The organism is Pantoea osteomyelitidis (genome assembly GCF_044342975.1).
Lineage (GTDB): Bacteria > Pseudomonadota > Gammaproteobacteria > Enterobacterales > Enterobacteriaceae > Pantoea > Pantoea osteomyelitidis.
This window is the reverse complement of record NZ_JBGFSN010000001.1, coordinates 89949-114705: the sequence shown is the minus strand read 5'-3', so window position 1 is coordinate 114705 and position 24757 is coordinate 89949. Positions and strand designations below refer to the sequence as shown.

Genomic DNA, 24757 nt, shown 5'->3' with positions numbered 1-24757 from the left:
GAATGATTCCCGGCCTGCCGTCAACACAAATATGGTTTAAGGGTGTGACAAATATTCAGACAAGATGAAGGAATTTCATGTTGATGCGGGTAACCAAATGAAAAGGCAGGAAAAGGGCTTTTCCTGCCTGTAGTAGCCAGTCAGAGCAACTGAGCCAGTCGGTTAATATCGGATTGAATGGCGCCCGCTGTGACGTCACGACCCGCGCCCGGCCCGCGAATCACCAGCGGGTTATCACGATACCAGCGGCTCTCGATAGCAAAAACGTTATCGCAGGGCAGCAGCGAGGCGAGCGGATGTTCCGGCCTTACCGCTTCCACCCCGACGCGTGCTTTGCCGTTCGCATCGAAACGCGCCACATAACGCAGTACCAGACCCATCTCCTGCGCCGCTTCCAGACGTTGCAGCATCTGCTCGTTTAGCTCTTCTGCATTTTCAAAGAAATGGTCAACCGATTCCGCTTTACAGCTCTCCGGCACCAGCGACTCTACGCGCACCTGATCCGGCTCGATGTCATAGCCCGCTTCGCGCGCCAGAATCACCAGCTTGCGCTTCACATCCTGCCCGGAGAGATCGACACGCGGATCCGGCTCCGTCAGCCCCTGCTGCCAGGCCTGATCCACCAGCTCGGTAAAAGGCACCGTGCCGTCGAACTGCAAAAACAGCCAGGAGAGCGTGCCGGAGAAAATGCCGCTGATCGCCAGAATGGTATCTCCGCTGTCGCGCAGATCCCGTACCGTATGGTTAATCGGCAAACCTGCGCCCACGGTCGCGTTGTACAGCCAGTGGCGACCGGTTTTGGCAAAGGCGTCGCGAATTTGACGCCAGGCGTAGCCAGGGGAGGCGCCCGCAACCTTGTTGGCGCTGATAACGTGAAAGCCGTGGCTGGCAAAATCGAGATACTGATTCGCCAGCGGCTCGCTGGCGGTGACGTCGAGCACCACCAGATCGTCAAACGGATGGGCGCGCATCCAAAGGAACAGCGACTCTTCGTCGCGCTCAACGGCCTCATCGTCAAAGAAGGCGAGCGTGCGGCTGGCGTTCAGGCCTTCATAGCTCAGCAGGCTGCGGCGGCTGTCCGCCACGCCTGCCAGCACAAATTCAAAACCGGTCCGTGCCGAGAGCGACTCCTGCTCGCGGGCAAACAGCTCCAGCCAGCGGGAACCGATGTTGCCTTTGCCAAACAGCATCAGGCCGATGCGCTTCTCGGCGCGGAACAGCGACTGATGCAAACCCTGCACCAGATGTTGCGTCGGACCGACGCGCAGCACGGCAACCGTGCTGATATGATCTTCAGACTGCCAGACAAACTCCACCGGCTGATCTTTGATCTGTTGCCAGAAGCGGTGGCTGTGCAGCGGATTACGCGTCACGCCCGCACCGACCAGCGCCACCAGCGCCAGACCGTCGCGCAGCTGCAAATGGCCCGGCAGTCCGGCATCCTGTAACAGCGTAAAGACGCTGTTAACCACTTCCGAGGTATAGCAGAGCTGCAACAGCTGACGATCGGGATGTACGCCAAGCGCCAGCGGACGCAGCTGCGCGCGCTTCAGCAGCAGGTCGATCTCTTTTTGCAGACTGGCAAAATCATGGCGATCTGACACCTGCACTTCAATCAGGCAGACATCATCATGGCTGGTTACGATACGTGCGCCGGTGCCCGACGCCAGCACGCGCTCAATGCGCGTGGAACCCTGCTCCGGCTGATAGCTGCAACGCAGCTGAAGATCGATGTCGCTGCCGGAGACGGGTTGCAGCGTGCGGGTATGCAGCACCGGCGCGGCAAGACGCGCCAGCTCGCTCGCTTCGTCGAGACGCAGCAGCGGCAGCAGGCAGGCATCGGAGACTTTGCGCGGGTCAGCGCTGTAGACGCCCGCAACGTCGCTCCAGATCGTAACGCGGCCTACGCCCGCCAGCGCGCCAATCTGCGTCGCTGAATAGTCAGAGCCGTTACGGCCCAGCAATACAGTTTCACCCGCGTCGTTACGGCAGATAAAGCCGGTCACCACGATACGTTTATGCGGATGTTGCGCCAGCAACGTTTGCAACAGCGGCCAGGATTTTCCCTCATCTACCTGCGGCTGCGCCGCGCGCTCGGCCCGCAGGAAATCACGCGCATCGAGCCAGCAGGCGTCGATATCGCGCTGGCTTAGCAGCGCGGCCATCAGCCGCGCAGACCAGATTTCGCCGTGCCCCACCACTTCCGCATAGACCGCATCGGTAATCTTGCCGTCCAGCAACGCGGCAAGCTTTTCCAGATCCTGAATAAAGGCGGTGATCAGCGGCTCAGCGAGTTCAGCAGGCAGCAGCGCGCCGATCAGCTCGCTCTGATAGCGACGCAACGTCTGCTGCACCTGATGTGCCGACAAACGGTCGCTCTGGCTGAGCTTCAGCCAGCTGATCAGCTGATTGGTGGTGCTGCCGGCGGCTGACACCACCATCAAATCGCCCGGCTGGCTATAATCCGCCACAATGCTCGCCACGCGCTGATAACAACGGGCATCCGCCAGGCTGCTGCCGCCAAATTTATGCAGCTGCTTCGTATTTGGCGTAGCTGCGCCTGCTGAAATCGTCATGGTTAACCCTCGGCTGCGATCCGGAATGCATTATCCAGATCGGCGATTAAATCTTCGTGATCTTCAATACCCACTGAGACGCGTAGCAGCGTCTCAGAAATGCCCGCCTGGGCGCGCGCTTCCGCTGACATGCCTGCGTGCGTCATGGTAGCGGTATGCGAGATCAAACTTTCGACGCCGCCCAGCGACTCGGCCAGCGTGAACAGCTCCAGCGCTTTCAGGAAGCGGCGCAGGCGCGCTTCGTCGCCGTCCAGCTCAAAACTTAGCATGGCGCCAAAACCGCGCTGTTGACGCACCGCATGTTCATGGCCCGCATTTTCCGGCAGCGAAGGATGGTAGAGTTTTTTCACCAGCGGCTGCTGCTTCAGATAATCAACAATCGCCAGCGCGTTGCGCTGTGCCGCAGCCATACGCGGCGCCAGGGTGCGCAGACCGCGCAGCAGCAGATAGCTGTCGAAGGCGGCGCCGGTGACGCCGATATTGTTCGCCCACCAGGCGAGATCGGTCGCCATCGCGGCCTCTTTCGCAATCACTGCGCCAGCCACTACGTCGGAGTGACCATTCAGGTATTTGGTGCAGGAGTGGATCACTAAATCGGCACCCAGCGCCAGCGGATTTTGCAACGCGGGGCTGAGGAAGGTGTTATCCACTACGCTGATGGCACCTGCCGCACGCGCCGCCTGGCAGATACCGGCAATATCCACCACGCGCAGCAGCGGGTTGCTCGGGCTTTCTACCAGCACCAGCTTCGGCTTTTCCGCCAGCGCCGCCTGTAACGCTGTGCTGTCGCCCTGATCGACGAACTTCACGCGATAGGCGCCGCGCTTGCTCAGGCTGTCAAACAGGCGATAGCTGCCGCCATAACAGTCGTGCGGCGCAACCAGCAAATCGCCCGGCTTCAGGAACACGGTGGTCACCAGATGAATCGCCGACATCCCGGTATTGGTCAATACCGCCCCGGCTCCTCCTTCCAGTTCGGCCAGCGCGCGCTGCACCACATCACGGGTTGGATTACCGCGACGGGAGTAGTCATGGGCGCGAGGCTGGTCAAAATCAAGGAAGTTATAGGTGCTGGAAAGATGAATCGGCGGGACAACGCAGCCATATTGCTCGTCATCATTCAAACCGCTGCGAACTGCGATGGTTGCCTGTTTACGCGTCATGGTGCTTACTGTTCCTGAAGATAAAAAAGAGAAGGGCACAGGATAGCACTCCCAATATAGACGTCAATACATCTGGACATCTAAATGTCTTTGCGTATAGATTGAGCAGAACCACAATACCCGCTAAAATTACGCCTCATCGCCTGTTGTTCAGCGCTCTTTTTGCGGCGCACAGACGCACAAAATCCGTCTTTTAAGCGGCCAGGCACAGAAAAATCGGGCATAATCAGCTGATTTCCCACACTTCACTGTTAAAAATTAAGGTAACTCATGGCTGAATGGAACGGCGAATATATCAGCCCTTATGCTGAGCACGGTAAGAAGAGCGAGCAGGTCAAGAAAATTACGGTATCAATCCCGTTGAAAGTCTTGAAGATTTTAACGGATGAGCGCACCCGTCGTCAGGTCAATAACCTGCGTCATGCGACCAACAGCGAGCTGCTGTGCGAAGCATTTTTGCATGCCTTTACCGGCCAACCTCTGCCGGATGATGTGGATCTGCGTAAAGAGCGCAGCGACGAAATCCCGGAAGAAGCGAAAAAGATCATGCGTGATATGGGCATCGATCCCGATAGCTGGGAATATTGATCGCCCGGAAACAAAAAACCCAGCCGAAGCTGGGTTTTTTCTTGCATCCGAATCGTAACGATTCGATCGCGAATAAACTTATTTTTTGCTGCCCGGCACGCTGAAACGCTTGTTGAAGCGGTCAACACGGCCACCGGTGGCAACTTCACGCTGCTTACCAGTGTAGAACGGGTGGCACTGACCGCAGACGTCCAGGTTCAGATCGTGACCCATAGTAGAACGGGTTTTGATCACGTTGCCACAGGTACAGGTCAGGGTCACTGCTTCGTATTTCGGGTGAATACCTTGTTTCATGGGAAACCTCAATAGAAGGCCGTGTCGCTCTCCGTGCCAGGCGAACCTGCACAGCACCACACGCGGTTAATAATATGGTGAACTTTGACGGGCAGTTACCCACCAAAGGCGGCATACTATACAGAAAATGAGCGGCTATTGCAAATTTCTGCTGAGATACCCGCCTGCGCTTTCAGCGTGTACACTACTTCTCCTTATCATTTAGCCGGATAGAGATCGCCATGCCCGTTGTTCAGGTTGCCCTGCCCGTTCCGCTTCCTCGCCTGTTTGACTATCTGCCCCCCTCCGGTGTGCAGCCGGTGATTGGCGGACGCGTGAGCGTGCCCTTTGGCAACCGCAGCATGATCGGCATCGTGGTCGGCCTGTGCGACAAAAGCGATCTGCCTGAAGCGCAGCTAAAACAGATTGCCGCCGTGCTGGATAGCGAGTCGCTTTTTCCCCCTTCGCTCTGGCGCATCCTGAACTGGGCGGCCGGTTACTATCACTCTCCGCTGGGCGAGGTGCTGCTGCATGCGCTGCCAGTGCTGCTGCGTCAGGGCAAACCGGCGCAGGACGCGCCGCTCTGGCGCTGGGTCATCACAGAACAGGGACAGGCAACCGCGCCCGAAAGCCTGAAACGCGCGCGCAAACAGCAGCAGGCGCTGGCGGCGTTGCGTCAGCAGCCGCTCTATCGCCATGAGGTAGCCGATCACGATCTGACCGATGCGACGCTACAGGCGCTGCGGGCCAAAGGACTGTGCGAGCTGCAAGAGCATCTGCCGCAAATGCAGGACTGGCGCGCAACCTTTGAAATAAAAGGCGAACGGCTGCGGCTGAATACCGATCAGGCGATGGCGGTCGGCGCTATCCGCAGCGAGGATGAGCAGTTCGCCGCCTGGCTGCTGGCGGGCATTACCGGCTCGGGTAAAACCGAGGTTTATCTCAGCGTGCTGGAAAATGTGCTGATGCGCGGCAAGCAGGCGCTGGTGCTGGTGCCGGAGATTGGCCTGACGCCACAAACCATCGCCCGCTTCCGCGAACGTTTTCAGGCGCCTGTCGATGTGCTGCACTCCGGCCTGAACGATAGCGAGCGCCTTGCCGTCTGGCTGCGCGCGCGTCAGGGAGAAACCGCGATAGTCATCGGCACCCGTTCCGCCCTTTTTACGCCGCTGGCGCGTCCGGGGGTGATCATTATCGATGAAGAGCATGACAGTTCTTATAAACAGCAGGAAGGATGGCGCTATCAAGCGCGCGACCTGGCGGTTTTTCGCGCCAGGGAGGAGAACATTCCCATTGTGATGGGTACCGCCACCCCCGCGCTGGAGACCCTGCACAACGTTCGCAGCGGCAAATATCGTCAGCTTGATTTGACCAAGCGCGCCGGTAACGCCAAACCGGCGCTGCAACAGCTGATCGATTTAAAAGGCGTGCAGCTGAAAGGCGGCCTGGCCCCGGCGCTGATCGGCAAAATGCGTCAGCACCTGCAGGCCAATAATCAGGTGCTGCTGTTTCTTAATCGCCGCGGTTACTCTCCGACGCTGCTGTGCCACGACTGCGGCTGGATTGCGGAGTGTCAGCGCTGCGAGCGTTACTACACGCTGCATCAGTATCAGCGTCAGCTGCGCTGCCATCACTGCGATAGCCAGCGTCCGGTGCCCAATCAGTGTCCACAGTGCGGCTCCACTCACTTGCTGCCGGTGGGAATCGGCACCGAACAGCTTGAAGAGCATCTCAGCACGCTGTTTCCGAATGTGCCGGTGTCGCGCATCGATCGTGACACTACCAGCCGCAAAGGGGCGCTGGAGCAGCACCTGGCCGACGTGCATCGTGGCGGCGCGCGTATCCTGGTGGGAACGCAGATGCTGGCGAAAGGCCACCATTTCCCGGATGTGACGCTGGTTGCGCTGCTGGACGTCGATGGCGCGCTGTTCTCCGCTGATTTCCGCGCGGCTGAACGCTTCGCTCAGCTCTATACTCAGGTAGCCGGTCGCGCCGGTCGCGCCGGAAAACAAGGCGAAGTGCTGCTGCAAACCCACCATCCGGAGCATCCGCTGTTACAGACTCTGCTGCATCAGGGCTACTTCGCCTTTGCGCAGCAAACCTTGCTGGAGCGTCAGACGGTATTTCTGCCGCCCTGGACCAGCCATGCGCTGTTCCGGGCGGAAGATATGGATAATCATCAGGCTGCGGAATTTTTACAGCAGCTACGCAATCTGCTGGAAGCCAGCCCGCTGAAAGATGCCCCGCTGTGGATCATGGGGCCAGTACCCGCGTTGCAGGCGAAGCGCAGCGGCCGCTGGCGCTGGCAGCTGTTGGTGCAGCATCCCTCGCGCAAGCGTTTGCAGCAACTACTCAAAAGTTCATTGCCCTTGGTCACCACACTTCCCGCCGCGCGCAAAGTAAAGTGGACGCTGGATATCGATCCCACTGAAAGCTAACAGGCTTTTGTTCTGCGAGCAGGATCGAAAAAAGTCGCACAAGTCACAATTTTTATGCAAATTAAGTAACAACCCGAGCAGGATATCGGTTAACAATATTGCCCGTTCACGCTGGCGTCAGGCATGAGGCCAGATTATTCCCTGACCAGGATCGCGCTATAGCGCGCCAGGAGTAAGCGTTGGAGCAGAATCAGCAATCATCCGCCGCGACCATGAAAGATGTGGCAGAGAAGGCTGGCGTCTCAACCGCCACCGTTTCGCGTGCGTTGATGAACCCGGAGAAGGTATCAGCCGCAACCCGTTATAAAGTCGAACAAGCAGTGATTGCCGTGGGCTACTCTCCTCAGGCCCTGTCGCGTAATGCGAAACGCGGCGATTCGCGCACCATTCTGGTTATCGTGCCGGATATCTGCGATCCCTTTTTCAGCGAAATCATTCGTGGCGTGGAAGTCACTGCCGCCGCCGAGGGGTATCTGGTGCTGATTGGTGACTGCGCGCATCAGAATCAGCAGGAAAAAACCTTTATGAATCTGATGCTGACGCGCCAGATTGACGGCATGGTGCTGCTGGGTTCACAGCTTCCCTTTGATGCCGGCGTCGAGGAGCAGCGCAACCTGCCGCCCATGGTGATGGCGAATGAGTTCGCGCCTGAAATGGAGCTGCCTACCGTTCATATTGATAACCTGACCGCCGCCTTCGAAGCCGTTAATCATCTGATTCAGCTCGGCCATCGCCGCATCGCCTGTATTGCCGGGCCGGAAGAGATGCCGCTGTGCCAGTATCGCCTGCAAGGCTATATTCAGGCGCTGCGGCGCAACGGCATTACGGTGGACCCCACCTGCATCGTACGCGGCGATTTCAGCTTTGAGGCGGGCGTCAATGCCCTGAAACAGCTGATGAGCCTGCCCCAGCCGCCGCGCGCGCTGTTCTGCCACAGCGATATCATGGCGCTGGGCGCCATGAGCCAGGCCAGAGCCATGGGCATGCGGATTCCGCAGGATCTCTCCATTGTCGGCTTTGATGATATCGAACTGTCGCGTTACTGCGATCCGCCGTTAACTACCGTGGCGCAGCCGCGCTATGCGATAGGTCGTGAAGCGATGCTGCTGTTGCTGGAGCAGCTACAGGGCAGACGGGTTAATAACGGCTCACGCCTGCTGGATTTCGAATTAAAAGTGCGCCACAGCACCACGTTTCCCCACAGGCGAGAGAAATAACCACGAATTCAAGGCATTTTCAGCAGATTCTGAATGCGAACTCCGCTGGTCAAACTTCCGGCCCTTAAGTAACATGACGGGCTCATTGCCGGGCGATCAGTAGCTGGATTCAACGTGCATTTGGCAGCATTTTTTGAAGGGTATCGGAACGAGAGTGGCACAAAAAGATTATGTAGGCCGCGGGCGTTCAACAGGGACGCGACGCAAAAAAAGTACTGGCCGTGGCAAAAAAAGCAAAGGTGGTTCGGGCACATCAAAGTTGATGATCGGGCTGGCGGTTGCCGTATTGGTCACCTTTGCCGGTGGTTTATGGTTCCTTGCGCATCATAAGAAAGATGAAGCGCAAGTTATTCCGAATCATAAAGCCAACGGCAATGGTCTGCCGCCGAAGCCGGAAGAGCGCTGGAAGTACATTAAAGAGCTGGAGAACCGCCAGATCACCGTGCCGTCGCCGACTGAACCTTCTGCCGGCGGCGAAGTGCAGTCGCAAACCCAGCTGACCGATGAACAGCGCCAACTGCTGGAACAGATGCAGGCCGATATGCGCCAGCAGCCCACCCAGCTGAACGAAGTGCCGTGGAACGAGCAAACGCCAGCCCAGCGTCAGCAAACCCTGCAGCATCAACAGCAGTTGCAGCAGCAGAGCCGCTTACAACAGCAGGCTCGTCAACAGGCGCAGCAGCAAGCGCTTCAGCAGCAGCAGGCCCGTCAGCAGGCGCAGCAACAAGCTATTCAGCAGCAGCAGGCCCGACAGCAGACGCAGCAGCAAGCTGCCGCGCAGCCCGCCCGTCAGCCGCAGCCTGCCCCGATTACGCGAGAACCCGCGCGCCCGGCCGCACCGGCGCCAGTTAAGCAGGCGGAGACGGCTAAGGCGAAACCCGCGGAAAAAGTGACCTCTTCACAGCGCTGGATGGTGCAGTGTGGTTCGTTCAAAGGAACCGATCAGGCGGAGTCAGTGCGCGCAGCGCTGGCGTTTGAAGGTTTTGAAAGCCGCATCACCACCGGCGGCGGCTGGAACCGCGTGGTTATCGGCCCTTACAAAGACCGCAGCAGCGCGGAAAGCACCCTTAAGCGTCTGCGTAGCTCCGGCCACTCAAACTGTATTCCGCTCGCCCTCGGGGGTTGAAACCCATCAATCCCGCCCCATATCAGGTTGCATGACGCTCCACGCCCCGTGCGTGGAGCCTTTTTTCCACTGCAACAAGGGGTCTGCCCGTGACAACAATAGTAAGCGTACGACGCAACGGCCAGGTAGTGATTGGCGGTGATGGCCAGGCGACTCTCGGCAATACCGTCATGAAAGGCAACGTAAAAAAAGTGCGTCGTCTTTACAACGACAAAGTAATTGCCGGTTTCGCTGGCGGCACCGCAGATGCTTTTACGCTGTTTGAACTCTTCGAACGCAAACTGGAAATGCACCAGGGTCATCTGGTGAAAGCCGCCGTCGAGCTGGCGAAAGACTGGCGTACCGATCGTATGCTGCGCCGTCTGGAAGCGCTGCTGGCCGTGGCCGACGAATCCGCCTCGCTGATTATCAGCGGCAACGGTGATGTGATTCAGCCGGAAAACGATCTGATTGCCATTGGTTCTGGTGGGCCCTTCGCTCAGGCCGCTGCCCGCGCTCTGCTGGAAAATACCGAGATGGGCGCGCGCGACATTGTTGAGAAGGCGCTGGATATCGCGGGTGATATCTGCATCTACACCAACCATAATATCAATATCGAAGAATTACCCTCCACCAGGGCATAAGGATTCTGAACATGTCTGAGATGACTCCACGCGAAATCGTCAGTGAACTGAACCGCTTTATCATTGGCCAGGATGGTGCCAAACGTGCGGTGGCGATCGCCCTGCGTAACCGCTGGCGCCGTATGCAGCTGGATGAAGAGCTGCGCCATGAAGTGACGCCCAAAAACATCCTGATGATCGGCCCGACCGGCGTCGGTAAAACCGAAATCGCCCGCCGTCTGGCGAAACTGGCGAACGCGCCTTTCATCAAAGTCGAAGCGACCAAATTCACCGAAGTGGGCTATGTCGGTAAAGAAGTGGATTCCATTATCCGCGATCTTACCGATGCGGCGGTGAAAATGGTACGCATGCAGTCGATCGAGAAAAACAAATTTCGCGCCGAAGAGATGGCGGAAGAGCGCATCCTTGATGTGCTGATCCCGCCGGCGAAGAATAACTGGGGCCAGCCGGAGCAGAACGTCGAGCCGTCGGCGGCGCGTCAGAGCTTCCGCAAAAAGCTGCGCGAAGGCCAGCTGGATGACAAAGAGATTGAGATCAATCTCGCTGCCGCGCCAATGGGCGTGGAGATCATGGCGCCTCCGGGCATGGAAGAGATGACCAGCCAGCTGCAGTCGATGTTCCAGAACCTCGGCGGCCAGAAGCAGAAACCGCGTAAACTGAAGATCAAAGAAGCGATGAAGCTGCTGATCGAAGAGGAAGCGGCCAAGCTGATCAATCCGGAAGAGCTGAAGCAGGAAGCTATCGATGCGGTTGAACAGCACGGTATCGTGTTTATCGATGAGATCGACAAAATCTGTAAGCGCGGCGGCCAGTCCTCCGGCCCGGACGTTTCTCGTGAAGGCGTGCAGCGCGACCTGCTGCCGCTGGTGGAAGGCTGTACGGTCTCGACCAAGCACGGCATGGTGAAAACCGATCACATTCTGTTTATCGCTTCCGGCGCCTTCCAGGTCGCCAGCCCGGCCGATCTGATCCCGGAACTGCAGGGCCGTCTGCCGATTCGTGTTGAGCTGCAGGCGCTGACGGTCAACGATTTTGAACGCATTCTCATCGAGCCGAACGCCTCTGTGACCGTGCAGTACAAAGCCCTGATGGGAACCGAAGGGGTAAACATCGACTTTACCGATGACGCTATTCGTCGTATTGCGGAAGCGGCCTGGCAGGTGAACGAGACCACGGAAAATATCGGTGCGCGTCGTCTGCATACCGTGCTGGAACGCCTGATGGAGGATATCTCCTATGACGCCAGCGATCGCAACGGCGATTCTGTCACCATCGACGCCGCCTACGTAAGCCAGCACCTGGATGAGCTGGTGGCGGATGAAGATCTCAGCCGCTTCATTCTGTAATGCGAGCCTGACGTTAAAAAGCCCAGCCTGCCGGTTGGGCTTTTTTTATGTTCGCGAAACGCAACAGGCTGCGAATGCGCGTTTTCGAACTTTTCTTATTTTCGCGCGGCTGAGCGTTATCCGTTACGGGTTTAAGAATCACGGGATGTCACTGACGTATCGTGCTTTTATCCCCTGATGATTTTGCCAACAATCCGCAGAAAGCGATATACTTACCGCTCCTGTGGCAAACAGACGAAACCCCTATGAAATACGATACCTCTGAACTCTGCGACATCTACCATGAAGAAGTGAATGTTGTTGAACCGCTTTTTTCAAACTTTGGTGGTCGCACCTCATTTGGTGGTCAGATTACCACAGTGAAATGTTTTGAAGACAACGGGCTGCTTTACGATCTGCTGGAAGAGAACGGGCGTGGTCGTGTGCTGCTGGTTGACGGCGGCGGCTCGGTGCGGCGTGCGCTGGTGGATGCGCAGCTGGCGCGTCTGGCGGAGCAAAACGAGTGGGAAGGTATTGTGGTCTACGGCTCGGTGCGTCAGGTAGATGAGCTGGAAGAGCTGGAAATTGGCATTCAGGCCATTGCCGCCATTCCGGCTGGCGCCGCAGGCGAAGGCATTGGCGAAAGCGACGTGCGCGTTAACTTCGGCGGCGTCACCTTTTTCTCAGGCGATCACCTGTATGCCGATAACACCGGCATGATCCTTTCTGAAGACCCGCTCGATTTAGAATAAAGCCGCAGAAAAGCAAACGGGTGCCAGCGCACCCGTTTTTGCCTGAGTCAGAGGATTACACCTCTTCCATTTTTCCCAGCAGTGCTCGCAGGCGCTCCTGCCACACATGCTGCTCTTCTTTCAGCTGCTGGTTTTCGCGCACCAGCGATTCCTGGTTTCCCGCAGACTGCTGCGCTTCGTTTTTCAGGTTATTGTTCTGCTCTTTCAGCTCTTCGATTTCCATCTGTAACAGCGTGATGGTATCAATCGCCTGCTGTACTTTTGCTTCCAGTTTCTCGAATACTTCAAATGACATCTTTCTGACCTCTCCTAAATCCCGCAAGGCGTTGATGATGCCAGCCCCAGCTCAGGGCGTTCCGTCAATTCTGCGGCCAGCAACGTTTTCCCGATTGTATGTAGCCTCTTCCCGCAAGTCCAGCAGCGCAGGACCTGTACGCGTAGACTGTAACACTTTTCAGCCTGGGTCTGAAAAATCTGCGCGTCATTAGCGGCATAACTCTTCCGCTCAGCAGCAATAAGCATTTTCCGGACGTAATGATGTTTTAAGAAACCAAAAAGACGCGAAAACGCGCATTTTTTTGACACAGCACACAGAATTTGATTTCGCTATTTCTCGTTTATGTTCGTTAACGATAAATTTACAGCAGCCCTACAATAAGGCTGGGTGACTCATGGAATGAGAACAAAAACTGAAAAAATTTAACCTCGCTTCGGGAATACCATTATGAGTCAGACAACAAGCACGATTAAAGGTCAGTGCATTGCCGAATTTATTGGCACCGGGTTAATTATCTTTTTTGGCGCGGGCTGTGTCGCCGCGCTGAAACTGGCCGGCGCCAGCTTCGGGCAGTGGGAAATTTGCATCATCTGGGGTCTAGCGGTATCCATGGCGATCTATATGACGGCTGGCGTCTCGGGCGCGCATCTCAATCCCGCCGTGACCGTAGCGCTTTGCCTGTTCGCCAACTTTGATGGCCGAAAAGTGTTGCCCTATATCATTGCGCAGGTTGCTGGCGCTTTCTGTGCCGCTGCGCTGGTTTACGGCCTCTACTACAACCTGTTCCTTGATTACGAACAGAGTCACCAGATGGTACGCGGTAGCATAGAAAGCCTCGATCTCGCCGGAATCTTCTCAACCTATCCGAACCCGCATATCAGCGTGGGCCAGGCGTTTCTGGTTGAGATGGTGATTACCGCCGTGTTGATGGGCGTGATCATGGCGCTGACCGACGACGGCAACGGCATCCCGCGCGGCCCGCTGGCTCCGCTGCTGATCGGCCTGCTGGTGGCGATTATCGGCGGTGCGATGGGTCCGCTTACCGGCTTCGCCCTGAACCCGGCGCGTGATTTCGGACCGAAGATCTTCGCCTGGCTGGCAGGCTGGGGTAATGTGGCCTTTACCGGTGGTCGGGACATTCCTTACTTCCTCGTGCCGATTTTTGGCCCGCTGGTGGGTGCTTGCCTGGGTGCCTTTGGCTATCGCGCCCTGATTGGGCGTCACCTGCCGGTGAACCTGCAGACGGTAGCCAGTGAAAAAACAGAAAAACCGGTCGCGCGAGCTGAACAGCGTAAAGCGTAAGCCTTCTCCTTTCATCATCAGGAATGCATTATGACTACTACCGATAAAAAATATATTGTCGCGCTCGATCAGGGCACAACCAGCTCCCGTGCCGTTGTGCTGGACCACGATGCCAATATCGTGGCGGTTTCCCAGCGTGAATTTACCCAGATCTATCCCAAGGCTGGCTGGGTTGAGCACGACCCGATGGATATCTGGGCGTCGCAAAGCTCAACGCTGGTAGAGGTGCTGGCTCATGCCGATATCCGCTCAGACCAGATTGCCGCCATCGGCATTACCAACCAGCGTGAAACCGCTATCGTCTGGGATAAAGAGACCGGCAAGCCGATCTATAACGCTATCGTCTGGCAGGATCCGCGTACCGCCGACTACTGTGCCAAACTCAAGAAAGAGGGGCTGGAAGAGTATATTCAGCACACCACCGGCCTGGTGATTAACCCTTACTTCTCCGGCACCAAGGTGAAGTGGATCCTTGACCATGTCGAGGGCGCACGTGAGCGTGCGCGCCGCGGCGAACTGCTGTTCGGCACGGTCGATACCTGGCTGGTATGGAAAATGACCCAGGGCCGCGTGCATATCACCGATTACACCAACGCCTCGCGCACCATGATGTTCAACATCCACAAGCTGGAATGGGATCAGCGCATGCTGGATATCCTTGATATCCCGCGCGAAATGCTGCCGGAAGTGAAATCCTCTTCGGAAGTGTATGGTCAGACCAACATCGGCGGTAAAGGCGGCACGCGTATTCCTATCGCCGGTATTGCCGGGGATCAGCAGGCGGCGCTCTACGGCCAGCTCTGCGTCCAGCCGGGCATGGCGAAAAATACCTACGGCACCGGCTGCTTTATGCTGATGAACACCGGCACCGAAGCGGTGACGTCGACTCATGGCCTGCTGACCACCATCGCCTGCGGACCGCGCGGCGAAGTGAACTATGCGCTGGAAGGCGCGGTGTTTATCGGCGGCGCATCCATTCAGTGGCTGCGTGATGAGATGAAGCTGATCAGTGATTCTACCGACTCCGAATATTTCGCGCTGAAAGTGAAAGATACCAACGGCGTTTACATGGTGCCTGCGTTCACCGGCCTTGGCGCGCCCTACTGGGATCCCTATGCGCGCGGCGCGATTTTCGGCCTGACACGCGGCGCTAACGCCAACCACATTATTCGCGCCACGCTGGAATCGATCGCTTACCAGACGCGCGACGTGCTGGAAGCGATGCAGAACGATGCCAATACGCGCCTGCAATCGCTGCGCGTGGATGGCGGCGCCGTTGCCAATAACTTCCTGATGCAGTTCCAGTCTGACATTCTTGGCACGCGCGTTGAGCGTCCGGAAGTGCGTGAAGTCACGGCGTTGGGTTCCGCCTATCTGGCCGGTCTGGCGGTGGGCTTCTGGCAAGATCTCGAAGAGGTACGCGCCAAATCAGTGATTGAACGTGAATTCCGTCCGAGCATCGAAACCACCGAACGTAACTACCGTTACGCCGGCTGGAAAAAAGCGGTCGCCCGCGCCCAGTCGTGGGAAGATCACGAAGAGTAATGCCACTCACCCGCGGCAGCGTTGTCGCGGGTGCTTTCCCCTGCCTTTTTCCCTCTGTGTTACACTGCCTGCCTGTTTTTTGTCAGGTGCATGCCATGAAACGAGAACTTGCCATAGAATTTTCCCGCGTAACCGAAGCCGCCGCGCTGGCGGGCTATAACTGGCTGGGCCGCGGTGATAAAAATGCCGCTGACGGCGCCGCCGTCAACGCCATGCGAATCATGCTGGACAACGTCGATATCGACGGCCAGATCGTGATTGGCGAAGGAGAGATCGACGAAGCGCCGATGCTCTACATTGGTGAAAAGGTCGGCACCGGCAACGGCGACGCCGTTGATATCGCGGTCGATCCCATCGAAGGAACCCGGATGACCGCCATGGGCCAGGCAAACGCGCTGGCGGTGCTCGCCGTGGGCGACAAAGGCAGCTTTCTGCATGCGCCGGACATGTATATGGAAAAGCTGATTGTCGGCCCGGGCGCCAGAGGCCATATCGATCTCGCGCTGCCGCTGGAGGATAACCTGCGCAACGTGGCGGCCGCGCTGAACAAACCGCTGTCGCAGCTTACCGTGACCATTCTGGCGAAACCGCGTCATGATGCGGTCATCGCGCAGCTGCAACAGCTTGGCGTGCGCGTGTTTGCCGTGCCGGATGGCGACGTGGCCGCATCGATTCTTACCTGTATGCCGGACAGCGAAGTCGACGTGCTGTATGGCATCGGCGGCGCGCCGGAAGGCGTGGTGTCAGCGGCGGTGATCCGCGCGCTGGACGGCGATATGCAGGGACGTTTGCTGGCGCGCCATGACGTCAAAGGTGACAGCGAAGATAATCGCCGCATTGGCGAGCAGGAATTAGCGCGCTGTGCGCAGATGGGCATCGAGGCCAATCGCGTGCTGACGCTGGCGGAAATGGCGCGTAACGACAATGTGATATTCGCCGCTACCGGCATCACCAGCGGCGACTTGCTGAAAGGCATTACACGCCAGGGCAATATCGCCACCAGTGAAACCCTGCTGATTCGCGGCAAATCGCGCACCATTCGCCGCATTCAGTCAGTTCACTATCTCGATCGCAAGGATGCGAAGCTGCATCCGTTTATCCTGTAACCCTCTGGCTGCCGCTTTCCGGACGACGTGAGAGCGGCCACCAGCAAAGCAGCATACACAGCGCGGTAAAGAACATCAGCATGCCGAGACTGAACTGGCCATGCTGTGGCAGCAGCGCGGAGAGCCAGGCGACCAGACCGGAGCCCAGGTTTTGCAGCCCGCCAATCAGCGCACCGGCGCTGCCAGCCAGCCAGGCGTAGGGCTCCATCGCGCCGGAAGTCGCCAGCGGAAACAGCATGCCCGCCCCGAAGAAGAACAGCGCGGCCGGTACCAGCAGCGTCCAAATGTTCATCACGCCGAACCAGGCCGGGATCCACATCATCACCCCGGCCAGCAGGCAGCTGTTGACGCCATACCACATCAGGCTGTGCCAGGATTTGTACTCACGCCCGGCAAACCAGGCGCCAAAAAATGCCGCCGGAATCGGCAAAATAAACAGAATGCTCACCGTGAGCGCATCCAGACCGAGCACGCCGCCCAGCAGCACGCCGCAGCTCGCTTCAAATACCGCAATGCCCGCCAGCGCGCCAATCAGCAGCAGCAGATAACGGACAAAGTTGCCGTCGCTAAGCAGCGTGGCGTAGCGGGATAATAACGGCTTCACCTCGGCCGCCTGCGGTCGGGTTTCCGGCAGCCCGCGCACGATCGCCAGGGTAACCGCCAGACAGAGCAGCAGCAGAAAGGCGAAACAGGCGTGCCAGCCGAACAGGTGCGTCAGCAGCGCGCCGATGACCGGCGCCAGCAGCGGGCTGACCAGAATGCCCATATTCAGCAAGCTGTTAGCCCGACGCAGCGCAGCGCCGTGATAAAGATCGCGCGGCATGGTGCGCGCCATCACGCCCGCCACGCCGGTGCCCAGTCCCTGAATCGCACTCGCCAGAACCAGCAGATCGATAGTGGACGCGAACAGCGCCATCAACGCGCCCAGGCTGAAAATCGCCATACCGGCGAGGATCACCGGACGGCGACCCACGCTGTCTGACAGCGGACCGTAAACCAGCTGTGAGCCGCCGTAGGTCATCAAATAAGCCGCCATCACACGCTGCATCACGCCATCGCGCACGTTGAAAGCTTCCGCCATGCTGGCCATCGCCGGGACGTAAATGGTTTGCGCCATCTGCCCCACCGCTACCAGCACAATCAGCATTACCAGCAGATGCCGGTTTTCCAGTTTCTTTATCATCGATTATCGGAACGTCTTTCTGTAAAGAGAGAAAAAGGCAGCAGCAAAAAGGGCTGCCGCACGGTAACGGCGCAAAAAATATCAGGAATAGATAACAAAGCGAGAGGCAGCGGCAAAGCAGCACGCAATTTGACGTCAAGATTTTGCGCCAGGCTTGTAAAGGCAGCGCTACAGGCCCAGGCTTGATGAAGAGAGTTTGTCGATTAGAGCCTTTACCCGGCGCAGCGCTGGAAAAAGCGCGCGGCTATGACGAAGATAGCAACAAGCCTGAAAAAACAGCAATGGAGGAGAACGGCATGGCAGAGTGGGTCAATGCGCAAGTGAAAGAAGTTAAAAACTGGACCGATGCCCTGTTCAGCCTTCGGGTACAGGCGCCGATTGAACCTTTTACCGCAGGCCAGTTCGCCAAGCTGGCGCTGGAGATCGATGGCGAGCGCGTGCAGCGCGCCTACTCTTACGTGAATGCGCCACATGATGAGAATCTTGAGTTTTATCTGGTCACCGTGCCGGAAGGCAAGCTCAGCCCGCATCTGATGGCGCTACGTCCCGGCGATCAGGTGATGGTGACCAAAGAAGCGTCCGGTTTTTTTGTGCTGGACGAAGTGCCCGACTGCAAGACCCTGTGGATGCTGGCCACCGGCACTGCTATCGGACCCTATCTCTCTATTCTGCAACAGGGCGAAGGATTGGATCGCTTCGAAAATATCGTGCTGGTGCACGCCGCGCGCTACGCGGCCGATCTCAGCTACCTGCCGCTGATGCAGCAGCTCCAGCAAATCTATAACGGTAAGCTGCATATCCAGACGGTGGTCAGCCGCGAAGAGATTGCCGGTTCGCTGACCGGACGCATCCCCGCCCTGATTGCAAGCGGCGAGCTGGAGCGCGCGGTGGGCTTAACCCTGGATGCCGACAGCAGCCACATTATGCTGTGCGGTAACCCGCAGATGGTGCGTGATACCCAGCAGCTGCTGAAAGAGACGCGCGAGATGCGTAAACATCTGAAACGTAAGCCAGGACATATCACCAGCGAACATTACTGGTAAGTTATCATCGGGTAGCGCGCCCTGTGCTTTGCCGTAACGTCATGTTATTCACCCGCAGAAGAAAAAATTACCCGCTGTGGTTTTGACTTTAGCGGGTAAATACCGTTCTAATTTGGCGTTATGTTTACTGGTTAGAGCCGATGAAATGAAGAATTTGCCAGGCGCGTTGATCCTGAGCCTTGCGCTGTGTGCACCGGCGCTGGCTGTCGACCCGCAGCCGCAGGATCGCGCCGACCCTATGCCTGCCGCCCCTTATCTGCTGGCGGGTGCCCCAACCTTTGATATGACCATTGGTCAGTTTCGCGAGAAATATAACGCCGCCTATCCCGAGCTGCCTCTGCTGGAATATCGTGCCATTGATAACCGCGACGCCAGAAGCAATCTGACGCGCGCCGCCAGTAAAATCAATGAAACACTCTATGCCTCTACCGCGCTCGAGCAGGGTACCGGCAAAATCAAAACGTTGCAGATCACCTGGCTGCCGCTGCCTGGTCCGGACCAGGCGGCATCACAGGCGCGGGCAATGGCCTATATGACCGCGCTGCTGCGCTTCTTTTCCCCTGGCCTGTCGCCTGAAAAGGGACGTGAAAAACTCGATGAGTTGCTGAACGCTGGCAAAGGATCGCGCTACTTTACCCAAACGGAAGGCGCGCTGCGTTTTGTGGTGGCGGACAACGGCGAGAAAGGTCTGACCTTCGCCGTTGAACCGCTTAAGCTGACGCTGGAAGTGCCTTGATCCCAACGGCAAAAATGACGAAAAGCAAAGCTATCGATACATTTGATCTCTATACTGTCTGGCAGACAACCCTGCCTGTCGACAGGGCTATTTAACGAATCGCGTACGCGGAGGATATGATGCGACATCCATTAGTTATGGGTAACTGGAAGCTGAATGGCAACAAGCATATGACGGGCGAACTGATCGACGGTTTGCGCAAAGAGTTGTCCGGTGTGGATGGCTGCGGCGTGGCGATTGCGCCGCCGGTGATGTACCTCGATCAGGCGAAGCATGCTATTTCCGGAAGCCATATCGCTCTGGGCGCGCAGAACGTGGACGTTAATCTCTCCGGCGCCTTTACCGGTGAAGTTTCTGCCGAGATGCTGAAAGATATCGGCGCGAAATACATCATCATCGGTCACTCCGAGCGTCGTACTTATCATAAAGAGAGCGATGAATTTATCGCGAAGAAATTCGCCGTGCTGAAGGCGGCGGGCCTGGTGCCGGTGCTCTGCATTGGTGAAACCGAAGCGGAAAACGAAGCGGGCAAAACTCAAGAAGTCTGCGCGCGTCAGATCGATGCGGTGCTGGAAAGCCAGGGCGCAGAAGCGTTTAAAGATGTGGTTATCGCCTATGAGCCGGTATGGGCTATCGGCACCGGCAAATCCGCTACCCCAGCGCAGGCGCAGGCGGTACACAAGTTCATTCGCGATCACATCGCGAAGAAAGATGCCGCCATCGCTGAGCAGGTTATCATTCAGTACGGCGGTTCGGTCAACGACAAGAATGCGGCCGAACTCTTCACCCAGCCCGATATCGACGGCGCGCTGGTTGGCGGTGCCTCGCTGAAGGCTGATGCTTTTGCAGTGATCGTGAAAGCCGCAGCGGCAGCGAAAAAAGCCTGAATGTTTTAACGCAAACAGGGCGGCCAGCGTGCCGCCTTTTTTTATGTCGCTATAAAATCTTGCAGCTGTGATCCTGCAGTTCTTCAGCCGAACCCCGGTTTAATTTCAGCCAGTTGCGTTCAATCGCCATCAGCACCAGTCGTCCGTCCGGCAGCGCGGCCAGCGCCAGGCCATATTTTCCCATCTCATTACGGGCAACCGGCACTTCTGTCGCCAGGCGAATAAACGCGCTTTGCTGCGCCAGTTCGGCAGGGGTTAAGGCGCGCATCAGGTAGCGGTGATGCTGCAAATTTTCGGCTCGCCAGTGATTATCCATTGACGACGCAAGGCTGTTCAACTGTTGACGCACTTCCGGCAGCAGACAGGAGATATGAATATGAAGCTGGTTTTGCGTTCGGCCATATTCAGAATTGATCGCCAGCGACAGCGCGCTGTCAGCAACGGGCGCGCCGCGCTTTTGCGCAAGAAGCGTGCGCTCACGCCAGGCGGCGGCAAACAGGTTGGGCGTGGCGGGATTGAGCACCGCCGGGCTTTCAATGCCGGTGATTTTCGCGATTGGCATTAACAGGTATTGCAGGGGTCCGTTCAGATCTTTTAGCGTGACATAACCCTGAGCAAAATCGACCTTCTGACAGGGCGCAGGCGTGCCCTTTTGCTGCATATGTGGGACACATTTTTCACTGATGATTTGCCACAGGGCGTCGGAGTTTCTACGAAAGTGCGCAGCAGCGATAATCAGACCAACAATCACTGCCGCCAGCAGCACGGCAATCAGGCTCAGGGTACGACCTCTTCCCTGCATGGCTCGCATCCTCTGTTTATCAGATGCCTGAATCCTCGCCTGGCTGCTGATGAAAGTCACACGTTAATCGTGCCGTCGCCGCGTTCAAACAAAAACGGCCAGCGTGACAGGCAGGCTGGCCGTTAATGGAGTTTGACGCTGTTATTCCGGCTTCATCACCTGATCGTAGGTGCCGCCATCGGCAAAATGCGTTTTCTGCGCCTGGGTCCAGCCGCCAAACTTATCATCAATGGTAAACAGCTTAACCGGCGCAAAGGTGCTGGCAAATTTCTTCGCCACTTCGGCATCACGCGGACGGTAGAAATTTTGCGCCGCGATGGTTTGTCCTTCCGGCGAGTAGAGGTACTTCAGATACTCTTCCGCCACTTTGCGCGTGTCGCGCTCATCCACCACTTTGTCCACCAGCGATACGGTGGGTTCGGCAAGAATCGATTCGCTCGGCGTCACGATGTCGAACTTATCTTTACCCAGCTTGTTCACCGCCAGGTAAGCTTCGTTTTCCCAGGCGATCAGCACGTCGCCGATGCCGCGCTCGACGAAAGTATTCGTCGCGCCGCGCGCGCCGGAATCCTGTACCTCAACGTTTTTGAACAGCGCTCTGACAAACGTCAGCGCTTTCGCCTGGTCGCCATTGTTTTGATCCAGGGCATAACCCCAGGCTGCCAGATAGTTCCAGCGCGCGCCGCCAGACGTTTTCGGGTTCGGCGTAATCACCGCAACGCCAGGCTTGATCAGATCGTTCCAGTCGTGAATGTTTTTCGGGTTGCCTTTACGCACCAGGAAAACAATGGTGGAGGTATAGGGCGCAGAGTTATCCGGCAGACGCTTCAGCCAGTTTTTATCGATACGGCCACGTTCGGCGATAGCATCGACATCAGACTGTAACGCCAGCGTCACCACATCGGCGCGAATGCCGTTAATCACCGAAGTTGCCTGCTTGCCTGAACCGCCATGGGATTGACGAATCACCACATTGTCACCGGTTTCCTGCTTATAGTGCGCGCTGAACGCTTTGTTGTACTGTTCGTAGAGTTCACGCGTAGGGTCATAAGAGACATTCAGCAGCTGCACATCTTTTGCCAGCACGCTGGTTGAAGCCAGTAACAGGGTGAAACCAATACTCCACTTGTTCATTGCTCGCTCTCCCGAATTCGTTATGAAAGCAGCGTGACATAAAGTTATCTAAGGATTAAAGAATTAAAAATAAACCAATATAACTTACGGGAATAAAGAGGCGGGATAAGCGGCGCGAGGAAGCTCGCGCCGGAGAAGAAATATCAGTAGAGCTTTTTCGCTGTTTCCAGCCAGTCGCGTTTGAAGGGACGCTTCATGTTTTCGATGGCATCAATGATGTCGTGATGAACCATCTTCTCATTCTGGATGCCGACGCAGCGACCGCCATAGCCCTGCAGCAGCAGCTCAATAGCATAGTCGCCCATACGCGACGCCAGAATACGGTCATAGGCGCAGGGCGCGCCGCCACGCTGAATATGGCCCAGCACGGTGGAGCGAGTCTCGCGTTTGGTTTCCGCTTCGATATAGCGCGCCAGCTCATCGATATCGCAGATGTGCTCCGTGATCGCCACGATGGCGTGTTTTTTCCCTTTCGCAATGCCCGCTTTAATTTCTGATACCAGCTCTTCACGCGTATAAGGGAATTCCGGCAGTACGATAAATTCACAGCCCCCGGCGATTGCCGCGGCCAGAGTCAAATCGCCGCAGTAACGTCCCATCACCTCAACAATCGAGATGCGCTGGTGGGATGAAGAGGTATCACGCAGACGGTCAATCGCTTCTACCACGGTTTCCAGCGCGGTGAAATAGCCGATGGTGTAATCCGTACCCGCTACGTCGTTATCAATGGTGCCAGGTAAGCCGATGCACGGAAACCCCATCTCCGTCAGGCGTTTGGCGCCCATATAGGAACCGTCGCCGCCGATCACTACCAGCGCATCAATGCCGCGCTTTTTCATATTCTCAATCGCAACCTGGCGAACTTCTTCGTTGCGGAAATCGGGAAAGCGTGCAGAGCCGAGAAAGGTGCCGCCACGGTTAATCATGTCAGAGACGCTGTAGCGATCGAGGTTGATCATGCGGTCTTCGTACAGGCCCAGATAGCCGTCATAGATACCAAAAACTTCCAGTCCTTCACTCAGTGCAGAGCGCACAACTCCGCGGATGGCTGCGTTCATGCCCGGGGCGTCGCCGCCGCTGGTCAGTACACCGATTTTTTTGATCATGACAACCTCTGGATTGTTCAAACTATGGGTTAATCCTGCCTGTCGAACATCGCCTGAACCCGATTTGCGAAACGTACGACATAAGATGGCAGATAGTATATCAAAGCACCGCTGCTGAATTGATTCAGGTCAGACAAGTTTTCACTAATTTTTTTACTAACGTTATCGCTGAGTCACTTTTCCCTCACAGCTGACCGCATTATCAGTATCAAACTGAAGAAAATGTTGACGTTCCGCTTCTACTACAGAGCAGGGATCCTGATGAATAATGACATCGGAACCGGGAAATCTTTGCCGCAGCGCCTGCTCAACATCATCGGCTACCTGATGGGCCTGAACCAGAGGCAGTTGATCGTCCAGTTCCAGATGCAGCTGAATAAACTTTGTCGGGCCGGACTGCCGGGTGCGTAAATCGTGCCAACCCTGAACGCCTGGCCAGTTGTCCACTATCGCCATAATGCTCTGCCGCTCCTGTTCCGGCAGAGCGCGATCCAACAGCGACTGTACCGCTTCGTATCCCATACGCAACGCGTTATAAAGAATGAATACGCCGATACCAAGCGCGAAGAGCGCGTCCGCGCGTGGGAAGCCATAACCGCTCAGAAACAGTGCAATCAGGATCGCGCCGTTCATAAACACATCTGACTGATAATGCAGCATATCCGCGCGGATCGCCTGGCTGCGGGTTTTACGTACCACCCAACGCTGGAAGGTTACCAGAACCAGAGTCGTAAACAGAGCGACGAGGGTAACCACAATACCGACCAGGGGCGCACGCAGCACGTTGGGCGTTGCCAGATGCTGAAAGCCGGTGAGGAACAGGAACAGCGCTGAGCCGGAAATAAACATGCTCTGCGCCAGCGCAGCGAGGGATTCCGCTTTGCCATGGCCGAAAGTGTGATCGGCGTCGGCAGGCTGCAGAGAATAACGCACTACCAGCAGATTGGTCAGGGAGGCGGCAATATCCACCAGCGAATCCACCAGCGCGGCCAGCAGGCTGACGGAGCCGGTATACCACCAGGCGAAAATTTTCACCAGCAGCAACAGTAAGGCCAGAATAGTCGCAGCCAGGGCCGCACGATTAACCAGTCTGGCATAAGATGGGGGCATGCCACGCTCCGTTAAAGAGACGCGACACAGAGCCTCAGGCTCCTGCATCGCAATGAAATAATGACTAAAGCTTATCACCTTCATTGCAGGTGCTTTAACAAAAAATTAACCCCGGCCTCAGCATAAGAGGTCGGGGTTATTTTCTTCTTTATGAAAGAAGGATCAAACTCAGAGATGAGGTTCGGCCAGATTAAGATGAACTGCGACCGCCGCCATGGCTGTTCTGTCCACCTTTTTTGCCCGCTTCAGAAGCTTTCTCACGGTCATTTTTGAAATTACCGCCGCTGTGCTGTCCGCCTTTTTTACCTGCTTCAGAAGCTTTCTGAGGATTTTCAGCGAAATTACCTGAACCACCACGATGTTCTGCCATAACTTACTCCGTTTAGTTTACTCATACTGGATTACATGATGTGGTTAATAAACCTTTTGTTCCCGGGATTGTTCG

Annotated in this window: 23 protein-coding genes; 13 read left to right on the top strand and 10 right to left on the bottom strand. The window is 56.8% G+C overall.

All coding sequences use genetic code 11. The annotated features are described in order from the left end of the window. Positions 1–140: 140 nt before the first annotated feature. Positions 141–2576, bottom strand: a complete 2436-nt coding sequence (locus ABU178_RS00560) for a bifunctional aspartate kinase/homoserine dehydrogenase II (RefSeq protein ID WP_397210946.1) — start codon at positions 2574–2576, stop codon at positions 141–143. A 2-nt stretch (positions 2577–2578) separates the two neighbouring features. Further along, entirely contained in the window at positions 2579–3739 is a 1161-nt protein-coding gene (metB, locus tag ABU178_RS00555) for a cystathionine gamma-synthase (protein WP_397210944.1), read from the bottom strand. A 270-nt stretch (positions 3740–4009) separates the two neighbouring features. Between metB and metJ the strand changes: the two genes are divergently transcribed. Then, entirely contained in the window at positions 4010–4327 is a 318-nt protein-coding gene (gene metJ / locus ABU178_RS00550; protein ID WP_130832635.1) for a met regulon transcriptional regulator MetJ, read from the top strand. Positions 4328–4405: 78 nt separating this feature from the next. On the opposite strand, the gene rpmE is transcribed toward metJ, so the two are convergent. Further along, positions 4406–4621 (bottom strand): 50S ribosomal protein L31, encoded by a 216-nt coding sequence (gene rpmE, locus ABU178_RS00545; protein WP_397210942.1) that lies wholly within the window; start codon positions 4619–4621, stop codon positions 4406–4408. A 221-nt stretch (positions 4622–4842) separates the two neighbouring features. On the opposite strand from rpmE, the gene priA reads away from it, so the two are divergent. The 6 genes from priA to rraA all read left to right on the top strand — a co-directional run bounded on the left by priA (position 4843) and on the right by rraA (position 12081). Next, positions 4843–7038: a primosomal protein N' gene (priA, locus tag ABU178_RS00540; protein WP_397210940.1), complete on the top strand. Its 2196-nt coding sequence runs from the start codon at positions 4843–4845 to the stop codon at positions 7036–7038. A gap of 179 nt (positions 7039–7217) precedes the next feature. Further along, entirely contained in the window at positions 7218–8255 is a 1038-nt protein-coding gene (cytR, locus tag ABU178_RS00535; RefSeq protein ID WP_397210938.1) for a DNA-binding transcriptional regulator CytR, read from the top strand. A gap of 154 nt (positions 8256–8409) precedes the next feature. Further along, the gene (gene ftsN / locus ABU178_RS00530) at positions 8410–9381 is read left to right on the top strand and encodes a cell division protein FtsN (RefSeq protein WP_397210936.1); all 972 of its coding nucleotides are present in this window, start codon (positions 8410–8412) and stop codon (positions 9379–9381) included. An 89-nt stretch (positions 9382–9470) separates the two neighbouring features. Beyond that, positions 9471–10004, top strand: coding sequence for an ATP-dependent protease subunit HslV (hslV, locus tag ABU178_RS00525; protein WP_397210934.1), 534 nt, complete (start codon positions 9471–9473; stop codon positions 10002–10004). Between the two features lie 11 nt (positions 10005–10015). Then, a complete protein-coding gene (gene hslU, locus ABU178_RS00520; protein WP_397210932.1) occupies positions 10016–11350 on the top strand; it encodes an HslU--HslV peptidase ATPase subunit in 1335 nt (444 codons plus the stop codon). 245 nt (positions 11351–11595) lie between these two features. After that, the gene (gene rraA, locus ABU178_RS00515) at positions 11596–12081 is read left to right on the top strand and encodes a ribonuclease E activity regulator RraA (protein WP_397210931.1); all 486 of its coding nucleotides are present in this window, start codon (positions 11596–11598) and stop codon (positions 12079–12081) included. Positions 12082–12136: 55 nt separating this feature from the next. Here the strand turns inward: rraA and zapB are convergent, their stop codons facing one another. Beyond that, positions 12137–12376, bottom strand: a complete 240-nt coding sequence (gene zapB, locus ABU178_RS00510; RefSeq protein ID WP_312241941.1) for a cell division protein ZapB — start codon at positions 12374–12376, stop codon at positions 12137–12139. A 429-nt stretch (positions 12377–12805) separates the two neighbouring features. On the opposite strand from zapB, the gene ABU178_RS00505 reads away from it, so the two are divergent. From ABU178_RS00505 to glpX, 3 genes are all read left to right on the top strand, one after another. Further along, positions 12806–13660: an MIP/aquaporin family protein gene (locus ABU178_RS00505; RefSeq protein WP_397210928.1), complete on the top strand. Its 855-nt coding sequence runs from the start codon at positions 12806–12808 to the stop codon at positions 13658–13660. A gap of 30 nt (positions 13661–13690) precedes the next feature. Continuing rightward, positions 13691–15205, top strand: a complete 1515-nt coding sequence (gene glpK, locus ABU178_RS00500) for a glycerol kinase GlpK (protein WP_397210926.1) — start codon at positions 13691–13693, stop codon at positions 15203–15205. A gap of 95 nt (positions 15206–15300) precedes the next feature. Next, positions 15301–16311: a class II fructose-bisphosphatase gene (glpX, locus tag ABU178_RS00495; protein ID WP_397210924.1), complete on the top strand. Its 1011-nt coding sequence runs from the start codon at positions 15301–15303 to the stop codon at positions 16309–16311. Here glpX and emrD read toward each other — a convergent pair. Further along, on the bottom strand, positions 16301–17494 hold the full coding sequence (gene emrD, locus ABU178_RS00490) for a multidrug efflux MFS transporter EmrD (RefSeq protein ID WP_397210922.1): 1194 nt from the start codon (positions 17492–17494) through the stop codon (positions 16301–16303). The genes glpX and emrD overlap by 11 nt on opposite strands. A gap of 296 nt (positions 17495–17790) precedes the next feature. Between emrD and fpr the strand changes: the two genes are divergently transcribed. The 3 genes from fpr to tpiA all read left to right on the top strand — a co-directional run bounded on the left by fpr (position 17791) and on the right by tpiA (position 20160). Continuing rightward, positions 17791–18537 (top strand): ferredoxin--NADP(+) reductase, encoded by a 747-nt coding sequence (gene fpr / locus ABU178_RS00485; protein WP_397211134.1) that lies wholly within the window; start codon positions 17791–17793, stop codon positions 18535–18537. Between the two features lie 145 nt (positions 18538–18682). Continuing rightward, positions 18683–19273: a DUF1454 family protein gene (locus ABU178_RS00480; RefSeq protein ID WP_397210920.1), complete on the top strand. Its 591-nt coding sequence runs from the start codon at positions 18683–18685 to the stop codon at positions 19271–19273. A gap of 119 nt (positions 19274–19392) precedes the next feature. Further along, a complete protein-coding gene (gene tpiA / locus ABU178_RS00475) occupies positions 19393–20160 on the top strand; it encodes a triose-phosphate isomerase (protein WP_397210918.1) in 768 nt (255 codons plus the stop codon). 49 nt (positions 20161–20209) lie between these two features. On the opposite strand, the gene ABU178_RS00470 is transcribed toward tpiA, so the two are convergent. From ABU178_RS00470 to ABU178_RS00450, 5 genes are all read right to left on the bottom strand, one after another. Next, on the bottom strand, positions 20210–20962 hold the full coding sequence (locus ABU178_RS00470) for a CDP-diacylglycerol diphosphatase (RefSeq protein WP_397210916.1): 753 nt from the start codon (positions 20960–20962) through the stop codon (positions 20210–20212). 141 nt (positions 20963–21103) lie between these two features. Continuing rightward, positions 21104–22096, bottom strand: coding sequence for a sulfate ABC transporter substrate-binding protein (locus ABU178_RS00465; RefSeq protein WP_397210914.1), 993 nt, complete (start codon positions 22094–22096; stop codon positions 21104–21106). A gap of 143 nt (positions 22097–22239) precedes the next feature. Next, on the bottom strand, positions 22240–23202 hold the full coding sequence (gene pfkA / locus ABU178_RS00460; RefSeq protein ID WP_397210912.1) for a 6-phosphofructokinase: 963 nt from the start codon (positions 23200–23202) through the stop codon (positions 22240–22242). A gap of 162 nt (positions 23203–23364) precedes the next feature. Further along, complete coding sequence (fieF, locus tag ABU178_RS00455; RefSeq protein ID WP_397210910.1) at positions 23365–24312, bottom strand: CDF family cation-efflux transporter FieF; 948 nt, start codon at positions 24310–24312, stop codon at positions 23365–23367. A 190-nt stretch (positions 24313–24502) separates the two neighbouring features. Beyond that, positions 24503–24682: a general stress protein gene (locus tag ABU178_RS00450; protein ID WP_397210908.1), complete on the bottom strand. Its 180-nt coding sequence runs from the start codon at positions 24680–24682 to the stop codon at positions 24503–24505. Between the last annotated feature and the right edge of the window lie 75 nt (positions 24683–24757).

Bases quoted from the DNA above. Each gene is read 5' to 3' on its own strand.
- ABU178_RS00560 (WP_397210946.1), bottom strand. From the start codon at position 2,576: ATGACGATTTCAGCAGGCGCAGCTACGCCAAATACGAAGCAGCTGCAT.
- metB (WP_397210944.1), bottom strand. From the start codon at position 3,739: ATGACGCGTAAACAGGCAACCATCGCAGTTCGCAGCGGTTTGAATGAT.
- metJ (WP_130832635.1), top strand. From the start codon at position 4,010: ATGGCTGAATGGAACGGCGAATATATCAGCCCTTATGCTGAGCACGGT.
- rpmE (WP_397210942.1), bottom strand. From the start codon at position 4,621: ATGAAACAAGGTATTCACCCGAAATACGAAGCAGTGACCCTGACCTGT.
- priA (WP_397210940.1), top strand. From the start codon at position 4,843: ATGCCCGTTGTTCAGGTTGCCCTGCCCGTTCCGCTTCCTCGCCTGTTT.
- hslU (WP_397210932.1), top strand. From the start codon at position 10,016: ATGTCTGAGATGACTCCACGCGAAATCGTCAGTGAACTGAACCGCTTT.
- rraA (WP_397210931.1), top strand. From the start codon at position 11,596: ATGAAATACGATACCTCTGAACTCTGCGACATCTACCATGAAGAAGTG.
- zapB (WP_312241941.1), bottom strand. From the start codon at position 12,376: ATGTCATTTGAAGTATTCGAGAAACTGGAAGCAAAAGTACAGCAGGCG.
- ABU178_RS00505 (WP_397210928.1), top strand. From the start codon at position 12,806: ATGAGTCAGACAACAAGCACGATTAAAGGTCAGTGCATTGCCGAATTT.
- glpK (WP_397210926.1), top strand. From the start codon at position 13,691: ATGACTACTACCGATAAAAAATATATTGTCGCGCTCGATCAGGGCACA.
- glpX (WP_397210924.1), top strand. From the start codon at position 15,301: ATGAAACGAGAACTTGCCATAGAATTTTCCCGCGTAACCGAAGCCGCC.
- emrD (WP_397210922.1), bottom strand. From the start codon at position 17,494: ATGATAAAGAAACTGGAAAACCGGCATCTGCTGGTAATGCTGATTGTG.
- fpr (WP_397211134.1), top strand. From the start codon at position 17,791: ATGGCAGAGTGGGTCAATGCGCAAGTGAAAGAAGTTAAAAACTGGACC.
- ABU178_RS00480 (WP_397210920.1), top strand. From the start codon at position 18,683: ATGAAGAATTTGCCAGGCGCGTTGATCCTGAGCCTTGCGCTGTGTGCA.
- tpiA (WP_397210918.1), top strand. From the start codon at position 19,393: ATGCGACATCCATTAGTTATGGGTAACTGGAAGCTGAATGGCAACAAG.
- ABU178_RS00470 (WP_397210916.1), bottom strand. From the start codon at position 20,962: ATGCAGGGAAGAGGTCGTACCCTGAGCCTGATTGCCGTGCTGCTGGCG.
- ABU178_RS00465 (WP_397210914.1), bottom strand. From the start codon at position 22,096: ATGAACAAGTGGAGTATTGGTTTCACCCTGTTACTGGCTTCAACCAGC.
- pfkA (WP_397210912.1), bottom strand. From the start codon at position 23,202: ATGATCAAAAAAATCGGTGTACTGACCAGCGGCGGCGACGCCCCGGGC.
- fieF (WP_397210910.1), bottom strand. From the start codon at position 24,312: ATGCCCCCATCTTATGCCAGACTGGTTAATCGTGCGGCCCTGGCTGCG.
- ABU178_RS00450 (WP_397210908.1), bottom strand. From the start codon at position 24,682: ATGGCAGAACATCGTGGTGGTTCAGGTAATTTCGCTGAAAATCCTCAG.